The 16,207-nt window shown below is 68.1% G+C and carries 17 protein-coding genes, 1 other RNA gene and 1 pseudogene; 10 read left to right on the forward strand and 9 right to left on the reverse strand.

What is annotated here, in order from left to right; all coding sequences use genetic code 11:
* Positions 1–79: 79 nt before the first annotated feature.
* The gene (panB, locus tag H7J86_RS20725; protein WP_090354001.1) at positions 80–910 is read left to right on the forward strand and encodes a 3-methyl-2-oxobutanoate hydroxymethyltransferase; all 831 of its coding nucleotides are present in this window, start codon (positions 80–82) and stop codon (positions 908–910) included.
* 12 nt (positions 911–922) lie between these two features.
* Here the strand turns inward: panB and H7J86_RS20730 are convergent, their stop codons facing one another.
* Positions 923–1,702, reverse strand: a complete 780-nt coding sequence (locus H7J86_RS20730) for an enoyl-CoA hydratase/isomerase family protein (RefSeq protein ID WP_267293162.1) — start codon at positions 1,700–1,702, stop codon at positions 923–925.
* A 13-nt stretch (positions 1,703–1,715) separates the two neighbouring features.
* Complete coding sequence (locus H7J86_RS20735; RefSeq protein ID WP_267293164.1) at positions 1,716–2,384, reverse strand: TetR/AcrR family transcriptional regulator; 669 nt, start codon at positions 2,382–2,384, stop codon at positions 1,716–1,718.
* 153 nt (positions 2,385–2,537) lie between these two features.
* Between H7J86_RS20735 and H7J86_RS20740 the strand changes: the two genes are divergently transcribed.
* The 4 genes from H7J86_RS20740 to H7J86_RS20755 all read left to right on the forward strand — a co-directional run bounded on the left by H7J86_RS20740 (position 2,538) and on the right by H7J86_RS20755 (position 7,404).
* A complete protein-coding gene (locus H7J86_RS20740; RefSeq protein WP_267293166.1) occupies positions 2,538–3,281 on the forward strand; it encodes a DUF1989 domain-containing protein in 744 nt (247 codons plus the stop codon).
* Between the two features lie 22 nt (positions 3,282–3,303).
* Positions 3,304–3,906 (forward strand): urea amidolyase associated protein UAAP2, encoded by a 603-nt coding sequence (locus tag H7J86_RS20745; RefSeq protein WP_090353727.1) that lies wholly within the window; start codon positions 3,304–3,306, stop codon positions 3,904–3,906.
* 23 nt (positions 3,907–3,929) lie between these two features.
* Positions 3,930–5,903, forward strand: coding sequence for a 5-oxoprolinase/urea amidolyase family protein (locus H7J86_RS20750; RefSeq protein WP_372517326.1), 1,974 nt, complete (start codon positions 3,930–3,932; stop codon positions 5,901–5,903).
* A 61-nt stretch (positions 5,904–5,964) separates the two neighbouring features.
* Positions 5,965–7,404, forward strand: a complete 1,440-nt coding sequence (locus H7J86_RS20755) for a CYTH and CHAD domain-containing protein (protein ID WP_187096088.1) — start codon at positions 5,965–5,967, stop codon at positions 7,402–7,404.
* A 17-nt stretch (positions 7,405–7,421) separates the two neighbouring features.
* Here H7J86_RS20755 and rnpB read toward each other — a convergent pair.
* An RNA gene (gene rnpB, locus H7J86_RS20760) (RNase P RNA component class A) lies at positions 7,422–7,803 on the reverse strand.
* A gap of 23 nt (positions 7,804–7,826) precedes the next feature.
* Between rnpB and H7J86_RS20765 the strand changes: the two genes are divergently transcribed.
* Together H7J86_RS20765 and H7J86_RS20770 are read left to right on the forward strand one after the other, a co-directional pair.
* On the forward strand, positions 7,827–8,258 hold the full coding sequence (locus H7J86_RS20765) for a helix-turn-helix domain-containing protein (protein WP_090353722.1): 432 nt from the start codon (positions 7,827–7,829) through the stop codon (positions 8,256–8,258).
* Positions 8,259–8,268: 10 nt separating this feature from the next.
* The gene (locus H7J86_RS20770; RefSeq protein ID WP_267293169.1) at positions 8,269–8,709 is read left to right on the forward strand and encodes a VOC family protein; all 441 of its coding nucleotides are present in this window, start codon (positions 8,269–8,271) and stop codon (positions 8,707–8,709) included.
* On the opposite strand, the gene H7J86_RS20775 is transcribed toward H7J86_RS20770, so the two are convergent.
* From H7J86_RS20775 to H7J86_RS33700, 4 genes and pseudogenes are all read right to left on the reverse strand, one after another.
* Positions 8,706–10,076: an HNH endonuclease signature motif containing protein gene (locus H7J86_RS20775; protein WP_267293170.1), complete on the reverse strand. Its 1,371-nt coding sequence runs from the start codon at positions 10,074–10,076 to the stop codon at positions 8,706–8,708. The two genes, H7J86_RS20770 and H7J86_RS20775, sit on opposite strands and share 4 nt — an antisense overlap.
* A gap of 21 nt (positions 10,077–10,097) precedes the next feature.
* Positions 10,098–10,793, reverse strand: a complete 696-nt coding sequence (locus H7J86_RS20780; protein ID WP_263987750.1) for a trimeric intracellular cation channel family protein — start codon at positions 10,791–10,793, stop codon at positions 10,098–10,100.
* Positions 10,794–10,805: 12 nt separating this feature from the next.
* The gene (locus tag H7J86_RS33695) at positions 10,806–11,456 is read right to left on the reverse strand and encodes a methyltransferase domain-containing protein (RefSeq protein WP_235683705.1); all 651 of its coding nucleotides are present in this window, start codon (positions 11,454–11,456) and stop codon (positions 10,806–10,808) included.
* A 93-nt stretch (positions 11,457–11,549) separates the two neighbouring features.
* A pseudogene (locus H7J86_RS33700) lies at positions 11,550–12,503 on the reverse strand (NAD(P)/FAD-dependent oxidoreductase); the annotation flags it as partial.
* Here H7J86_RS33700 and H7J86_RS20795 point away from each other — a divergent pair.
* Positions 12,403–12,969: a helix-turn-helix domain-containing protein gene (locus H7J86_RS20795; RefSeq protein ID WP_267293171.1), complete on the forward strand. Its 567-nt coding sequence runs from the start codon at positions 12,403–12,405 to the stop codon at positions 12,967–12,969. The pseudogene H7J86_RS33700 and the gene H7J86_RS20795 sit on opposite strands and share 101 nt — an antisense overlap.
* Before the next feature lies 1 nt (position 12,970).
* Here the strand turns inward: H7J86_RS20795 and H7J86_RS20800 are convergent, their stop codons facing one another.
* On the reverse strand, positions 12,971–13,603 hold the full coding sequence (locus tag H7J86_RS20800; protein ID WP_267293173.1) for a TetR/AcrR family transcriptional regulator: 633 nt from the start codon (positions 13,601–13,603) through the stop codon (positions 12,971–12,973).
* 195 nt (positions 13,604–13,798) lie between these two features.
* Here H7J86_RS20800 and H7J86_RS20805 point away from each other — a divergent pair, with 195 nt between their 5' ends.
* Together H7J86_RS20805 and H7J86_RS20810 are read left to right on the forward strand one after the other, a co-directional pair.
* A complete protein-coding gene (locus tag H7J86_RS20805; RefSeq protein ID WP_267293175.1) occupies positions 13,799–14,350 on the forward strand; it encodes a redoxin domain-containing protein in 552 nt (183 codons plus the stop codon).
* A 91-nt stretch (positions 14,351–14,441) separates the two neighbouring features.
* Positions 14,442–15,572 carry a redoxin domain-containing protein gene (locus tag H7J86_RS20810; RefSeq protein WP_267293177.1) on the forward strand — a complete coding sequence of 377 codons (1,131 nt, stop codon included), beginning with the start codon at positions 14,442–14,444 and terminating at the stop codon, positions 15,570–15,572.
* A gap of 13 nt (positions 15,573–15,585) precedes the next feature.
* On the opposite strand, the gene H7J86_RS20815 is transcribed toward H7J86_RS20810, so the two are convergent.
* Positions 15,586–16,155, reverse strand: a complete 570-nt coding sequence (locus tag H7J86_RS20815; RefSeq protein ID WP_267293179.1) for a TIGR03086 family metal-binding protein — start codon at positions 16,153–16,155, stop codon at positions 15,586–15,588.
* Between the last annotated feature and the right edge of the window lie 52 nt (positions 16,156–16,207).

A 16,207-nucleotide genomic window follows, 5' to 3' on the forward strand; every position in this document is an offset into this window, starting at 1 on the left:
AGACTTGTCGCTGTCAGAAGACCCGGGGACCGTTGACGGCCTCGAGGATCTACCCGACAACACACATCGAAGGACAATGATGTCTGAGCAGTCCGTTTATGGTGGCACCAGCACGCCCGTGAAGGTCCGCACCCATCATCTGCAGAAGTGGAAGTCCGAAGGCCACAAGTGGGCCATGCTCACCGCCTACGACTTCTCCACCGCCCGCATCTTCGACGACGCCGGGATCCCGGTCCTGTTGGTCGGCGACTCCGCCGCCAATGTCGTCTACGGCTATGACACGACGGTGCGGGTCACCGTCGACGAACTCATCCCGCTGGTCAGCGCCGTCGTCCGCGGTGCGGCACACGCGCTGGTGGTCGCCGATCTGCCGTTCGGCAGCTATGAGTCCAGCCCGGCCCAGGCACTGGCCACCGCGACCCGTTTCATGAAGGAGACCGGCGCCCACGCCGTCAAGCTCGAGGGTGGCGAGCGGGTGGCCGAGCAGATCGCCACGCTGACCGCGGCCGGTATCCCGGTGGTCGCGCATATCGGCTTCACCCCGCAGAGCGTGAACAGCCTGGGCGGCTACCGCGTTCAGGGCCGCGGCGACGCGGGCGATCAGACCATTCACGATGCGATCGCGGTGGCCGAGGCCGGCGCGGTCGCCGTGGTGCTGGAGATGGTGCCCGCCGAGCTGGCCACCCAGATCACCGGCAAGCTCACCATCCCGACGATCGGTATCGGCGCCGGCCCGAACTGCGACGCGCAGGTGCTGGTCTGGCAGGACATGGCCGGGATGACGTCGGGCAAGACCGCCAAGTTCGTCAAGAAGTTCGCTCAGGTCGGCGACGTATTGCGCAGCGCGGCAACGCAATACGCCGACGAGGTGGCCAGCGGAGTATTCCCGGCCGAGGAACACTCCTACTGATTCGGCTCTGAGTCAGGAAAACTCGGGCGCCCGCTTGCCCAGGAACGCCGCGATGCCTTCTCTCCCGTCGGGAGAGGAGGCATTGCCGGCGATATGGCGGGCCTCATGCTCCAGCTGGGCTTCGTAGCCGGCCGAGTACGTGCTCAACAGCAGCTTCTTGACCGCCGAGTTGGATCCGCGCGCACCGGCGGCCACCTTGGCGGCCAGCGCCTCCAGCCACTGGGGCAGCTCGGCGTCGGGCACCACCTCGGTGACCAGTCCCCACGCCAGCGCCTCGGACGCCTTGAGCACCCGGTTGGTGATCATCAGGTCCTGGGCGCGGCGCAGTCCGACCAGACGCGGCAGCACATAGGACGCGCCGCCGTCGGGGCTCAGGCCCGCCTTGGTGTAGGCCATCGTGAACGATGCCGATTCGGCGGCCAGCACCAGGTCGCCCGAGACGCCGAGGGAGAATCCGGCACCGGCGGCCACCCCGTTCACGGCGGTGATGAGCACGGCATCCATCCGCGCGAAGGTGGACATCGCCCGGTGCAGATCGTTGGCGATGCCCTTGACGAACACCCCGGGGTCGGGCGCGGCAGCCATCGACTTGAGGTCCCCGCCCGCGCAGAAGAAGCGTCCCGCGCCGGTGAGCGTGACCACCTTCGTCGCCTCGGTGTCGCACAGCGAGGCCGCGACGGCCAGCTCGCGGGTCATCGCGTCGTTCATGCCGTTGGCCGCGTCCGGCCGGTTCAGCACGATGCTGGTGACGGGCCCCGACTGAGCGAACTTCAGCGTTTCGAATTCGGTCATGTCGCACACCGTATTACGTCGCCACGGTGGCGTGTAACGCGAGGCGGGTTTCGGCGGCGGCCCGCAGCGCACCGAAATCACCGTCGTAGCCCAGTGTGCGCAGCGCACCGTCGGCACTGATCCACGGCTGTTCGGGCGGGCAGGCCCCGTCATCGGACCGGCGGTTGATGGCCGATTCGACGAGCCGGAACGGAAGGTCGTCGGCATCGGCCGAACCGCCGTACTCGGCGATCACGGCCGCGGCCAGCGCCCGGTAGCGCTCGCGCAGCTCGGCGCGCCGGCGGCGGAACTGCGCGAACCGGTCCACGCGCAGCTCGGGCAGCAGATACAGGGCGCCCAGGTTCCAGGTACTGCGGCACAGCTGCGCGACGTCCGACACCATCAGCGTGTAGAGCTGGTTCACCGCGGGGCCGCCTTCGGCGACCAGTTCGGTGGCCAGTTGCAGGGGCGCCTCCACCGTGCCGGCCAGCAGCGCATCGAGGATGTCGTCCTTGGTGGCGAAGTGGTGATACAGCGAGGCCTGGCGCATCCCGACGGCATCGGCGATCCGCCGCGTCGAGGTGTTGGCGTAGCCGTGTTCGGTGAACAGTTCCGCGGCGGCATCGAGAATCTCGTCACGCGGGGTGCGTCCCGGGCGACGCGGTTTCTCGAGCCTCGGACGTCCACGACCCTCGCTGCTCATGGGGCCATTGTGGCATCCGCCGTTCGAGGTGCCATATTTCCTGTCATTTGATAGAAATAACTCCGAAGCTTGTACATGCGGACGTAACAGACCCGTCACCAGCACGGAATGCCCGCCATCAAAACTTTCAAGTGACAGTTAAGGAGGCCGAACATGGCAGACACGAACTCGACCGAAGGGGCACGGTCACACGCCCGCGCCCAGGCCGCGGCGGCGCAGCTACGAGTGCCGCCGACGCCCGCGGGTGTGAGCGAACTGCGCTGGGCGGAGGCCATCCCGGCCGGGTCCTATGCCACCAAGGTGCTGGGCCGGGGCACCCGGCTGCGACTGGCCGATCCGGTCGGCGGCGCGTGCGCGCACCTGTTGTTGTTCCGCGCCGACGCCCCGTGGGAGCGGCTCAACGTCGCCGACACGGTGAAGGTGCCGTGGCAGGCCTACCTCGGGGCCGGCCATCCCCTGCTCTCCGATCAGGGCCGGGTGCTGGCCACCGTCGTCGCCGATACCTCGGGCCACCACGACACGCTGTGCGGGCTGCCCTCGGCCGGGCAGGCCCAGATGCTGCTCGGCGTGCACAAGCACGGCCTGGACATCCGCGATGTGGCGCCCTCGGTGTCGTTCTTCAAAGGCGCCCGGGTACAAGCCGACGGCGGACTCGTCTTCACCGGCAGCTCCGGCCCCGGCGGATCCGTCGACCTGCTGATCCATCTGCCCGTCGTGGTGGTGCTGGTCAACACCGCGCACCCGCTGGACCCCGAACCCGCGACCACCGACCTCGATGTGCTGGCCTGGCGGGCCGACCACGAACTGACCCGTCCTGTCAACGACGACCCCGAATATCTGCGCGCCCTGTTCAACACCGAAAGTACCTGGGCCGCTGCACAGAACAGTGCCTTCTAACCGAGACGAGGACCGCATCACCATGACCACTTTCGACGTTGCCGCCTGCGCACCGTGGTCGGCCATCGTGCCCGCCGGCAAGACGTTGCAGATCATCGACCTGTTCGGCAACCAGGCCGTGGACACGCTGTTCTACGGGGTGACCGCCGGCCGGCCCGACCCGGCACTGCGCTACAACGCGCAGACCACCGTTGCCGCGCAACGCAATATCTTCCTGTCCACCGGTTCGGTGTTACGCGCCTCCGACGGCACCGCGCTGATGACCATCGTCGACGACGAGGTCGGCAATCACGACACCATCGCCGGCGCGTGCTCGAAGGAATCCAACACCCTGCGCTACGGCCACCACACCGTGCACCAGCACGCGTGCGCGGAGAACTTCCTGGCCGAGGCCACCAAATGGGGAATGGGCAAGCGCGACATCGTCTCCAACGTGAACTTCTACATGAATGTCCCGGTGGACGACGACGGCACCCTCGGTATCGTCGACGGGCTGTCGGCACCAGGCAAGACGTTGACCCTGCGGGCCGAGATCGACACCTTGGTCCTGGTGTCCAACTGCCCGCAGATCAACAACCCGTGCAACGGGTTCAACCCGACGCCGGTACAGATGGTGATCTCGTGACGATCGAGGTGCTGCGGCCGGGCATGCTGACCACGGTGCAGGATTGGCCGGGGCGAGTCGGCTACTGGCACATCGGCGTTCCGCCGTCGGGCCCGATGGACGACCTGTCCTTCCGGATCGGCAACCGGGTGCTCGGCAACGACGAGGGGCTGCCGGGCCTGGAGTGCACGCGCGGCGGACCGGCCCTGCGTTTCCCCGAGGGTGGCCGGGTCTGCGTGACGGGCGCACCGGTGCCGGTCACGCTCGACGGCACGCCCGTGCCGCAATGGCAGTCGGTCACGGTGCCCGCCGGCGGCCTGCTCGATGTCGGCATGCTCTCCGGCCCCGGGATGCGTTGTTATGTGCTGATCGCCGGGGGCCTGGTCGAGCCCGAATATCTGGGCAGCACAGCCACCTTCACCTTGGGGACGTTCGGCGGGCATGACGGCCGGCCACTGCGCGAGGGCGATACCCTGGCCGCCGGAGTCGATCCCGGCCCGCACCAGGACTGGCCCGACCGCGATGCCAGGGCCGCGATCGAGGAGCAGCCCAGCATCGGGCATCGCTGGGAGATCGCGGTCACCGAGGGCCCGCACGGCGCACCGGAGTTCTTCACCCGCGAGGACATCGACACCGTGGTGGGCACCGAGTACACGGTGCATTTCAACTCCGACCGCACCGGCGTCCGGTTGGAGGGCCCCAAACCGCATTGGGCGCGCACGGACGGCGGCGAGGCGGGTCTGCACCCGTCCAACATCCACGACAACGCCTACTGCGTCGGCGCGCTCGACTTCACCGGTGACACACCGATTCTGCTCGGGCCCGACGGTCCGAGCCTGGGTGGATTCGTCTGCCCGGTCACCGTGGTCGGCGGTGACCGGTGGAAGCTGGGTCAGTTGGCGCCCGGTGACACCGTGCGTTTCGTGCCGGTGCGCGCCGACCGGGCGCCGTCGCTGCGCACCATCGACTCGGACCGACGGGCGTCGTTGCCGTCTGTGCTGTCCACCGGTGGTGACGGTGATGACGGCCTGCTGAGCCGGTTCGCCGCCGCCGACGGCACCAAGGTCACCATGCGCCGCGCCGGCGACGGCGGGGTGCTGGTCGAATACGGCGAGATGGTGCTCGATCTCGCCCTGCGGGCCCGGGTGCACGTGCTCTACGAACACCTGCTCGCCCGGCAGATCGCCGGGATCACCGAGCTCACGCCGGGTGTGCGCTCACTGCAGGTGCAGTTCGACCCGGCCGCGCTGCCGATGGCCGAGATGGTCGATCTGATCGCCCGGGCCGACGAAAGCCTGCCCGCGACAACCGAACTCGTCGTACCCAGCCGGACCGTGCGGCTGCCGCTGTCCTGGGACGACCCGGCCACCCGCGAGGCCATCGAGCGCTACATGCACGGTGTGCGCGCCGACGCGCCGTGGTGCCCGTGGAATATCGAGTTCATCCGGCGGGTGAACGGCCTGGCCGACGTGCAGCAGGTGTATGACACCGTGTTCGACGCCGACTACCTGGTGCTCGGCCTGGGCGATGTGTACCTGGGCGCGCCGGTGGCCACTCCCCTGGATCCCCGCCACCGGTTGGTGACCACGAAGTACAACCCGGCGCGCACCTGGACCCCGGAGAACGCCGTCGGGATCGGCGGGGCGTACATGTGCATCTACGGTATGGAGGGTCCCGGTGGCTACCAGTTCGTCGGGCGCACCACCCAGGTGTGGAACCACCGGCATCCGGCCGACTCGGCATCCTTCGAGCCGGGCACCCCGTGGCTGCTCCGCTACTTCGACCGGATCAGCTTCTACCCGGTGAGTGCGGACGAGTTGCTGGACCTGCGCGCCGATATGGCGGCCGGCCGCGGGCAGGTGCAGATCGCCGACGGGCAGTTCGAACTGGCCGGCTACCGCGACTTCCTGGCCGCGCACGCCGACTCGATCGCGGAGTTCCGTGCCCAGCAGGCAACGGCGTTCGGCGCCGAACGCCGGGCCTGGGACGCCGCCGGAGAGTTCCGCCGGGCGGGCTGAGCCGTTTGTTCACCTCGATGTGGCACCCTGTTCACGACTTCCAGCCAGACCGAAGGTGAAAATGCCTGCTGCCAAGCCCAAGACCTCCCGCCACACCGAGGTGGAGCGCAAGTTCGACGTGCTCGAGACCACCGTGTCACCCTCATTCGAAGGGCTGGCCGCCGTGACACGGGTGCAGCATTCACCGACCCAGACACTGGAAGCCGTCTACTACGACACCGCGGACTACGACCTCGCCGCGCACAAGATCACGCTGCGCCGCCGCACCGGCGGCACCGATGCCGGCTGGCATGTCAAGCTGCCGGCCGGCCAGGACACCCGCACCGAGGTGCGGGCCCCGCTGGAGGACTCCGTACCCGAGGAGATCCGCGATGTGGTGGCGGCGATCGTGCGGGACCAGCCGCTGGCGGCGGTGGCCCGCATCTCCACGCAACGCTCGGTGTCGCTGCTGTTCGGCGTCGACGCGACGCCGGTCGCGGAGTTCTGCGACGACAGCGTGACGGCCACGGCGCTGCGCCCGGACAGCGAGCCGCAGGCGTGGCGGGAGTGGGAGCTGGAACTGGTCGGCGACGCTCCGGCCGAGGTGCTGGAGCGCTTGGCCAACCGGTTGCTCGACGCCGGCGCCGTCCCGGCCGGACACGGCTCGAAACTGGCCCGGGTGCTCGACGTGGGAGCGCCGGAGAAGGCGCCGGCCCCGCTGGACCCGGTGCACCGCGCCGTGGCCGAGAACGTCGAAGCCCTGCTGGAGTGGGACCGCGCGGTGCGCGCCGACGTGTGGGATTCGGTGCACCAGATGAGGGTGACCACCCGCAAGATCCGCAGCCTGCTGGCCGAGGAGGCGGGCACCGACAACGCGTGGATCCTCGACGAACTCAAGGAGCTGGCGGCGGTGCTGGGCGTGGCCCGCGATGCCGAGGTGCTGGCCGAGAAGTACGAGCGTGCCCTCGATGCGCTGCCGGAGAACCTGGTGCGCGGACCGGTGCGGGAACGTCTGGTCGACGGGGCCAGGCAGAAGTACAAGGCCGGCTGGCGGCGCTCGCTCGCCGCGATGCGCTCGGAGCGCTACTTCCGCCTGCTCGACGCACTCGAAGCCGTGGTGGCCTCCCCCACCACCACCGCCGAAGGCGAGCCCGCGCAGGTGACCGTCGAAGGCGCCTACCGCAAGGTCGCCAAGGCTGCCAAGGCCGCGAAGGCCGAGGGCACCGACGAGGCGCTGCACCGGATCCGCAAGCGCGCCAAGCAACTTCGCTACACCGCGGCCGCACACGGAGAGACCGCCGTCGCCAACGGCGCCAAGACCATCCAGACGCTGCTCGGCGATCACCAGGACAGCGTGGTCAGCCGCCATCACCTGCTCACGCAGACCGATGCCGCGCACGCCGCGGGCGAGGACACCTTCACCTACGGGCTGCTGTATCAGATCGAGGCCGAGATCGCGCTGTACGCCGAGGACGAGATCGGCGCCGCCCTGAAGTCGCTGCGCAAGGCAGTGGGACGGTGACGGGGCGCCGATAGGGGCGGACGAGTTGGCCTGTAAGCCGGATTCTGTGCTCGGCTCCTCGTTGCCGAGGTGCCAAGCGGCGACCATCCATCTGGACACACCGTCGCCGGGTGCCTCAAGCGGCCTACCCGCAAGCTCGGGCGAGCAGCCCTCGAACGCTCGCGCAGCCGCAACCAGGTTGCGGCCTTCTTGGCCTTGCTTCGGGTGGGGTTTGCCTAGCCGCCCCGGTCACCCGGGGCGCTGGTGCGCTCTTACCGCACCGTTTCACCCTTACCGTCTCCGGCGGTCTGTTTTCTGTGGCACTTTCCCGCGAGTTTCCTCGGATTGCCGTTAGCAATCACCCTGCTCTGCGAAGTCCGGACTTTCCTCGAATTTCTCCGCGGTCGCCCGGCCAACTCGTCCGCGCGGGTTACCTTAGCAACATGGCGCAGGTACCTCCAGCCCGCTATTTACTGCGGGCCAAGGATCTGGCCGACGCGCGGTACGCCGATCCGCTGACCGTCGACGACTTGGCGGCGGCCGCAGGACTGTCCCGGGCCCATTTCAGCCGGATGTTCACCCGGACGTTCGGCGAATCGCCGCGGGCCTATCTGCAGACCCGGCGCCTGGAGCGGGCGGCAGCCCTGCTGCGCTATACCGAGCGATCGGTCGCCGATATCTGCGCGATGGTCGGGCTCACCAGCGTCGGCTCCTTCACCACCAGCTTCGCCCGTATCTATGGCTTGCCGCCGGCGGCGTACCGCGCCTCGTTACCGCCGGCGAGCAGCTACGCACGGGTGCCGAGTTGCATCCTCAAACGGGATACCCGAAAGACAGCACATCTGGAGAAGACGGGCACCGGGCAGTCCTCGTAGCGTCGAGCCCATGATCAAGATCGCAAATGCCCACCTGTGGGTACACGACCAGGAAGTCGCCCTCAAGTACTGGACCGAGAAGGTCGGATTCGAAGTGCGCCAAGATGTTTCACTTCCGGATATGGACAACGTCTTTCGGTGGCTCACCGTGGGTCCGCCCGGCCAGGACGACGTGTCCATCGTGTTGATGGCGGTGCCCGGCCCACCCTTCATGGACGCGGCCACCCAGCAGCAGGTCCGTGAGCTGACCGCCAAAGGATTCGCCGGCACGATCTTTCTCACCACCGAGGACTGCCGGTCGAGCTACGAGGAACTCAAGGCCCGCGGTGTCGAATTCACCGAGGAACCACACCAGCAGCCCTACGGGATCGACTGCGGGTTCCGCGACCCGTCGGGCAACAGTGTGCGACTGACCCAGCCGGCCGATATGAGCGCGTTCGCGCGACCCTAGAAGGGTGGCGGATTCGCCTCGGCGCGGGCGCGATTGAGCGCCCGTTCGCGGGCGATGCGGTAGGCCCGCTCGTGCGCCCGGGGTCGTGCGCGGGTGGGCATCGCCAACCCGCGGGCCGGGGTGGGTGGGGGCGCTTGGGCGCGGGCGAGCACGCCGGTGCGGGCGGCCAGCTGCGGAAAGAACAGCGCCCCATCGGGTGTGCTCTGGTAGACCCGACCAGTCGGCGAGATGAGCGTGAGGGAACCGTCGGGCCCCTGGACGTCGGCCCACCCGGGGAAGAACGTCTTGACCAGATGATGGGTCCGGCAATACAGCTTGGTGTTCGACGGATGGGTGACACCGGCCGGCCACGGGACGGTGTGATCGATATCGGACACCTCCGCCGGTGCATTGCAGCCGTACCACCGGCACGTCAGATCCCGGGCCCGCACAAAATCGGCCAACCGCGCCGAGGGCCGGTAACCAGGTTCGGTGGACAACGCCGGTGGCCGCGGTACCGGCCGGCACCGGGCCCGCGCTGCCATCTGGCGCACCTGTTCGGCCGGGATCGCCCCGTAGCCCGGCAGCAGCCCCGGCGTCTCACTGTCGCCCTCGACGGTGGCCTGCTCGGCCAATACATGGATGACGATGCTGCCCGCGGGCGCCTCAGCGGTAGCGGCCGGGCATTCGGCCGAGCCGCACATGCATGCCAGCCGGGTCGCGCCTTCGCTGAGAGCACGCAGCGCGTCGGCGCGACGCTCGGCATGCATACGGGGGTCGTTCGGGCACACGGTGCGCGCCAGCTCATCGAGCCTCTTATCGAACACGGCGGCATCGGCCGCGTCGGCAGTGCCGATAACGTCGGCCAGCCCGTTGCCGGCGGGCGTCACGTCGATCCTGCGCTCGGCGCGGCGCTGCTTGGCCACCCGGATCGCCTCAGGGTCGACCTCCAGCACCAGCCAGTCGACCAGCTCGGCGACCCTGTCCCGTGAACGCGCCGCCCACCCCGGCGCCTGGGCGGCCACCCGCTCATCGACGATCCCGAGCAGATCGGGATCGACGATCAACGCGGTGCGCGCCGCGATCGCGGTGAAATGCCCGTACTCGAGATCACCGGCCAGGAACACCTGAGCCAGCCGCGGCAGCCGTTCGATCAACGTCCGGCCGTGCGCCATCTCCGTGGAGGCCCGTTGCCGTCCGATCCCCAGCTCGGTGGCCACCTCCACGGCCACCAACTCCCAGTCGTCGACCACCCAGTCCTGATGGGTGTTGCCCAGCTCAGCCATCCGAACGCCGGTGTAGTGGCCCAGCGCGATCAACCGCCGCGCCGTCGCAGCCCGCTCAGCTCGCAACTCCCCGCGCGCGGTGGCGAGATGCGAGTCGAACATGTGTTCGATACTACTGCGACCCTATGACAAGTCCCCACGCTCACGCGCGATCCGCACCGACACCCTGGGCAAGCGCTGTCCGGGGCGCCGGGCCACCGCGTAGTCCCAGGCCAATCCCTGGCCGAGCTGCCAGCCACGCCACCGCGCCAGCAGGCACATCAAGGCCCCCACCGCGGTGCCCACCAGCGCTCCAGCGGTCGACAGCCCGGCGTACCAGAAGCCGATGACCACCGCGCTCGCCACCACGGCGCAGCTCGCGTACAAGGTGTTGCCGCCGAAGATCTGCGGGATCCGCTGGACGAACAGGTCCCGCAGCGCACCTCCGCCGACCGCGGTGATGGTGCCGAGCAGCAGGGCCGGCAGCCAGCCCAAGCCCAGCGACAACGTCTTCTGCGCGCCGACCGTCGCCCAGCAGCCCAGCGCCAGCGCATCGATCAGCGGGAACGAGACGTTCCACAACCGTCCGCGCACCGGCAGGACGAAGGCGACCGCCGCCCCCGCGATGGCCGTCAGGGCGTAGAGCGAATCGGTGAGCGCCACCGGCGGCCCGTGCTGCAGCAGCGTGTCGCGGATGATGCCGCCGCCGAGCCCGGACAACAAGGCAAGAGCCGCGAAACCCACGGGGTCCAAACGCTTGTCGCGGGCCACCATGCCGCCGAGGATCGCGTTGGTGAAGACGCCCGCCAGGTCGAGGGCACGAAACAGTTCGACGAACACGCCTGAGGGTATCTACGTCCGGCGCTGCAACACCATCACGTTGTCGATCAGGTGACCGTGCTCTCCCTCTGGACCCGTCGCCTCCCGCTCGACCGGTTCGGCCCGCAGCCGATCCCAGCCGTCGCCGAGGTCCAGCGCGGCCAGCACCTCCTCGACGCTGGGGAACGGATAGTCCTTGTGCTTGGACCATGGCGGCGCGGCCCCGTGATCGACGATCACCAACCGCCCGCCCGGCGAAACGGCAGCGGCCGCCCGGCGCAGCACCGCGGTGCGGTCCAGCGGCACCGTCGAATGCAGGAACTGCGCCGACACCAGGTCGAACTCACCCACCGGAAAGGTCTCGGTCAGATCATGACGCTGAAAGTCGATGCGCTCCAACAGTTCACCGGCATCCTCGGCCGCCCGGTCCAGCGCCACACCGGAGATGTCGGTGGCCACCACCTGCCAACCGTTGCGGGCCAACCAGATCGCGTCACCGCCCTCGCCGCAACCCAGATCCAGGGCGCGCCCGGGTGGCAGCGCGCCGGCGATATCGGCCAGGTGCTTGTTCACCCGTCCACTCCAGACGCGTTCGCGTTCACCGTAATGCCGGTCCCAGTGCTGCTGCGCGGTCGACTCGAATACCGGCCACGGCGTGCCGGGCAGACCGACGTCGTCGGCCATCAGGCTCTGCATCACCGCGGCCCCCGCCATCGATCCGGACGCCACCGCCGCGGACACCTGCGGCATGCCGGGACACAGGTCGCCGGCCGCGAACACGCCGGGCACCGAGGTTCGTTGCATCGGATCGACGGCGACCGCGTCGACGGCAACCGGCGAGGGCGGCGCCAGGGCAAGCCCGAGTTGCGCCACCAGATCGCCGCGTTGGCGCAGACCGACCGAGGCGAGCAGCCCCCGGCGCGGCAACCGGCCACCGTCGGCGAACACCACCTCAGCCAATTCGCCTTCCTCGGAATGCAATTGCGCGATCGGCCGCTCGTCCACCTTGATCCCGGCACCTGCCAGCAGGTCGAGCTGACCGGTATCCAGTCCGGCGGGCCCATTGGACAGCACGACGATGTCCTCGGTCCACCCGCGCAGCAGCAGCGCGACATGCACGGCGCGGTCCCCCTGTGCGAGCACGGCCAGCGGCTGATCGCGCGCCTCCCAACCGTGGCAGAACGGGCAGTGGAACACCGACCGGCCCCACAGTTCCGCCATGCCGGGGATTTCCGGCATCTCGTAGTGCATGCCGGCGGCCAGCAGCACCCGACGCGCCCGCACGCGACTGCCGTCGGCGGTGGTCAGCACGAAGTCCGCGCCGTCGCGGACCGCGGTCACCACCGTCGCCGACCGCACCTCGACGCTGGGGTACGCGCCGAGTTCGGTGCGTCCGATCTCATAGAGCTGCGCGGGCAGGCGGCCGTCGTGTCCGAGCAGTCCGCCGATCCCGTGTGCCGCGAGGTTGCTCTGTGTGCCGGCGTCCAGAAGCAGGGTGCGACGACGGGCCCGGCCCAGGACCAGCCCGGCGCTCAGTCCCGCGGCTCCGCCGCCGACGATGATGCAATCCCATGTGGTGTCCATACTTCGAGCTTGCCGACACCGCGCATCGATGCCAAGCTGATTTGCCATGCAGGCAAAGTCCGTGGACGACATCGTCCGCAAACGGCTGCGGGACCTACGCACCCAGCAGGGGCTGACCCTGCAGGATGTCGCCACTCGCGCCGCCATCGACGTGTCGACGCTCAGCCGGCTGGAGTCCGGCAAGCGCCGGCTGGCTCTCGATCACCTGCCCCGGCTGGCCTCGGCGCTGGCGGTCAGCACCGACGAACTGCTGCGCGAGCCCGAGTCCGAGGACCCTCGGGTGCGCGGCAGCTCACATACCCGCCACGGCGTCACGTACTGGCCGCTGACCCGCAACGGCCCCACCGGTGGTCGGCACACGTACAAGGTGCGGGTCAGCGCCAGACGCAACAAGCCGCCCGCCGAGTTCCCCGTGCACGAGGGCCAGGACTGGATGTACGTGCTGTCCGGCAAGCTCCGGCTGATCCTCGGCGAACGGGACTTCACCATCGAACCCGGTGAGGCCGTGGAGTTCTCGACGTGGACACCGCACTGGTTCGGCACCGTCGACGGCCCCGTCGAGGCGATCATGATCTTCGATGTGCACGGCGAGCGGATGCACCTGCACAGCTAGTTCAGGTAGGCCGTGCCTGGCGTACCCGTATCGCGGCCAATGCGTTCCTCATCGCCTCACCGAGGATGCGCGTGTCGCCGTGGATGCGCGCCAGCATCACCGCGCCCTGCAATGTCGCCAGAATTGACCGGCTCAGGCTCTCGACATCCGCATCGGGGCGCAACTGCCCTCGGTCGGACATCCTGCGTAGCCCTGCTGCCAACAACGATTCCCAGCGATTGAACGCGCCGGCGAGGCTGTCGGCGTAGGCGTCATCACCCTTGAGCTCGGCAGCCATCGATCCCAGCGGGCAGGCGAACGGACCGCCCGGAGCCCGGTGCGTCTCGACGATCTGATCGACCCACCGCTGCAATCCGGCCCACGAGTCCACTCGGTGAATCTCAGGCTGCGCATCCAGTATCAGTTCCAACTGCCGGCCGATCACCGCGCGCACCAGATCCGCCTTGTCGGTGAAGTAGTGGTACAGCTGGGACTTACCGCAGCCGGCGGATGCCAGCACATCGTCGAGGCTCGTTGCGGCGACGCCCTTCTCGTACATTGCCGTCGCGGCCGCGTCGACGATCGCCGCGCGGCTGCGACGTCCTCGCTCGGTGGCCGGCAGCGCTGATCGCCCCGGCTCGCTCGTGCTCGACACCGAATGAAGATATCGCGCCGTCGCCGGCGCGAGGTGATGAGTCGACGCGTACCAGCAGAGCGATGACGAAACAGTGACACTGCGGGCACAGCCGCAGAATCGCCGGACGCGCACTGATCAGGTCACGTAGAAATGAACCGGACAGTACAGTCAGCCTCAGGGAGCTGCACTCCCTGCATCATCGAAACGAGTGCCATGTCAGTTGCCGTCGGTGCAAAGTTCCCGGTCGGGGTCGAAGTCGAGACATCACACGGTCCGGTCTCCATCTCACAGCTACTGAGCAAAGGACCGGTCATCGTCGGATTCCATCGAATGTGGTGCCCATTCTGCCAACAAGCCGCCCGCGACCTCGTCGCGGTGAGTGACAGATTGGCTGCGATCAATGCGACCGTCGTCCTTGTCTACCGCGAAAGCGTCGCGGAAGTTGACAACTCATGCAGTGAGCGTGGGATTCCATTCCGCTGCGTCAGCGACCACCATCGTGCGCTGGAGATCGCCGCGGACGTCGGACGGTTCTCGCCCGCTCGGTACCTGGCGTTCTCCCCGATGAAGGTGTTACGCGCCGCGCAGTCAGGCAGCCGCATAGGTATGAGTTCAAGGTTCCTGCAAGGACGAGGAACGTTCGTCCTGGACAACACCGGACGTGTGGCCTATGCACACCGCAGCGTGACCGCCGCCGACATTCCGAACATCGCCGATGTCATTGCCGCTGCAGAAGCGGTCGCAGGCGGCCGCTCAACCCCGTGATCGCCGCCCGAACATACGATTATTCACTCTGTACCAAATAGTACAAATTGATCTAAAACATGTCAGCACCACCCAGCCAGAAAGGCATACCATGACCCGAGCGGAACAACCAGCGGCAGAAACGGCATCCGACGAGACCGCCGCACTTCTCCAGGTCTTCGTGACAGAACAGCTCGCCTTGGAGGCCTCGGGCACACCGGCATCGGTGGCAGCGCCGGGTTTTCGGGTCCCGACGGTCCCGCTGTTGGACGTCGACGGCAGGCAGGTGACGTCGGATGACTTGTTGGCCGGCACCCCCGCCGTCATCGTCTTCTACCGCGGGGCCTGGTGCCCATACTGCAATATGGCACTGCGGGCATACGAAAAGGATCTGGTGCCGGCACTGCGGGCCAGAGGCGTGCGCCTCATCGCCATCAGCCCGCAGACACCGGATGGTTCGATGTCCAGCCGCGACATCAACGAGCTGAGCTTCACGGTCGTATCGGACCCGGGCAATCAACTTGCTGCCGCATTCGGGATTCTCACCCAGCCTAGCGCCGAAGCCCATGCGGCCCAACGGTCCTTAGGACTCGACCTTCGCGAGGCCATTGCCGACGGTGGCCTCGGATTGCCGATGCCGACCGTCGCACTCATCGACGAGGACCGCCTGCTGCGCTGGATCGATGTTCACCCCAACTACGCCAAGCGAACCGACCCTCGCGAGGTCCTGGATGCCCTCGACCGCACCCTGGCTGACGCACCCACCGCGAACGCGACCCCGGCGCTGTCGTCCGTGACGTCACGCATGGCCGATCTGGCCGAGACCCTCGGGGTCAAGTCCTGCCTTGTCATGCGTTCCGACCCCGGCTCGATGGTGGTGGCCGCAACGGCCGGACAGGGAGCAGCGCACTACCCTGTCGGAGCCGCCGGGCAGAAAGCCGCGCTCACCCCGGATGCGATCCCGTTGTACTGCGAACATGTCGTCGACAGTGGCGAGGCGGTGTTCATCAGCGATTCCCGCGACGATCAGGTATTCGCCGGCAATGAGGATGAAGTCGAGTTCGGCCTGACCAATTACCTGGGCTTACCGGTACGAAACGCCGCCGGCGAGGTCGTCGGCACCGTGTGCGTGCTCGACGACTCCGCCCGCGACTACGACGATCAGGCTCGACAGGCGCTCGATGACCTTCGATCCGACGTGGAGGCGATCATCGCGCAAGACCCGTCGGCCCTGTCCACCTGATCCCGCCCCGGATTCAGAGTGGGTTCCGCCCGGCCAGCGCGACGAGCCTCTCGGTCGGCGTCGCGCTGGCCCCAACCTCCACCTCGGCACCGAAAAGGCCGTTGGGCCGCAGGGCCGGGACCAGCTGCGATCCAACGGCTTCTGCCAACGTGGCCTCGGGTGCGGTGAACTCAACCGTCGCGCCGACGGCGCCGGCCAGATCCCAACTGTGGATCAGAGTGGAATAGGTGATGATCCCGATGGCCTGTTCGGCGGCCATCGACCCCAGAACGGTGCCGACCGACTGCTCCCAGTCCACGATTGAGGCCCACGCCCGGTGCGAGCGCTCGACAGCCCGCTCCACGACACCCAACGGGTCGGAGCCCAGGATGTCGGTCCCGCTGAAGAGCTCCTCCTCGGTCGGACCACCTTGGCCATCCACCGCCGCGGAGAACGCGTCGATCGAGGCGACCGTATGACTGACCAATGACCGCACATTCCACTCGGCGCAGGGGCTGGGCCCATCCCAGTCGGCGGGGCTGAGCCCCGAAACCAACGTCACCAGACGCCGGTCGGCCTGTTCCAGCAATTCGATCGAGCCCATCTGCATCTCCCTCTATAACGGTAACAAGATATGATTACCGTTAGTTTCTAAC

It is taken from the genome of Mycobacterium hackensackense (assembly GCF_025822555.1).
GTDB classification, from domain to species: domain Bacteria; phylum Actinomycetota; class Actinomycetes; order Mycobacteriales; family Mycobacteriaceae; genus Mycobacterium; species Mycobacterium fluoranthenivorans.

What these genes read in the sequence shown, in the direction of transcription:
- H7J86_RS20730 (WP_267293162.1), bottom strand. Translation starts at nt 1,702, where the DNA reads ATGACCGAATTCGAAACGCTGAAGTTCGCTCAGTCGGGGCCCGTCACC.
- H7J86_RS20795 (WP_267293171.1), top strand. Translation starts at nt 12,403, where the DNA reads ATGCAGGCAAAGTCCGTGGACGACATCGTCCGCAAACGGCTGCGGGAC.
- H7J86_RS20810 (WP_267293177.1), top strand. Translation starts at nt 14,442, where the DNA reads ATGACCCGAGCGGAACAACCAGCGGCAGAAACGGCATCCGACGAGACC.
- H7J86_RS20740 (WP_267293166.1), top strand. Translation starts at nt 2,538, where the DNA reads ATGGCAGACACGAACTCGACCGAAGGGGCACGGTCACACGCCCGCGCC.
- H7J86_RS20815 (WP_267293179.1), bottom strand. Translation starts at nt 16,155, where the DNA reads ATGGGCTCGATCGAATTGCTGGAACAGGCCGACCGGCGTCTGGTGACG.
- H7J86_RS20750 (WP_372517326.1), top strand. Translation starts at nt 3,930, where the DNA reads ATGCTGACCACGGTGCAGGATTGGCCGGGGCGAGTCGGCTACTGGCAC.
- panB (WP_090354001.1), top strand. Translation starts at nt 80, where the DNA reads ATGTCTGAGCAGTCCGTTTATGGTGGCACCAGCACGCCCGTGAAGGTC.
- H7J86_RS20735 (WP_267293164.1), bottom strand. Translation starts at nt 2,384, where the DNA reads ATGAGCAGCGAGGGTCGTGGACGTCCGAGGCTCGAGAAACCGCGTCGC.
- H7J86_RS20805 (WP_267293175.1), top strand. Translation starts at nt 13,799, where the DNA reads ATGTCAGTTGCCGTCGGTGCAAAGTTCCCGGTCGGGGTCGAAGTCGAG.
- H7J86_RS20765 (WP_090353722.1), top strand. Translation starts at nt 7,827, where the DNA reads ATGGCGCAGGTACCTCCAGCCCGCTATTTACTGCGGGCCAAGGATCTG.
- H7J86_RS20775 (WP_267293170.1), bottom strand. Translation starts at nt 10,076, where the DNA reads ATGTTCGACTCGCATCTCGCCACCGCGCGCGGGGAGTTGCGAGCTGAG.
- H7J86_RS33695 (WP_235683705.1), bottom strand. Translation starts at nt 11,456, where the DNA reads ATGGCCGACGACGTCGGTCTGCCCGGCACGCCGTGGCCGGTATTCGAG.
- H7J86_RS20745 (WP_090353727.1), top strand. Translation starts at nt 3,304, where the DNA reads ATGACCACTTTCGACGTTGCCGCCTGCGCACCGTGGTCGGCCATCGTG.
- H7J86_RS20755 (WP_187096088.1), top strand. Translation starts at nt 5,965, where the DNA reads ATGCCTGCTGCCAAGCCCAAGACCTCCCGCCACACCGAGGTGGAGCGC.
- H7J86_RS20770 (WP_267293169.1), top strand. Translation starts at nt 8,269, where the DNA reads ATGATCAAGATCGCAAATGCCCACCTGTGGGTACACGACCAGGAAGTC.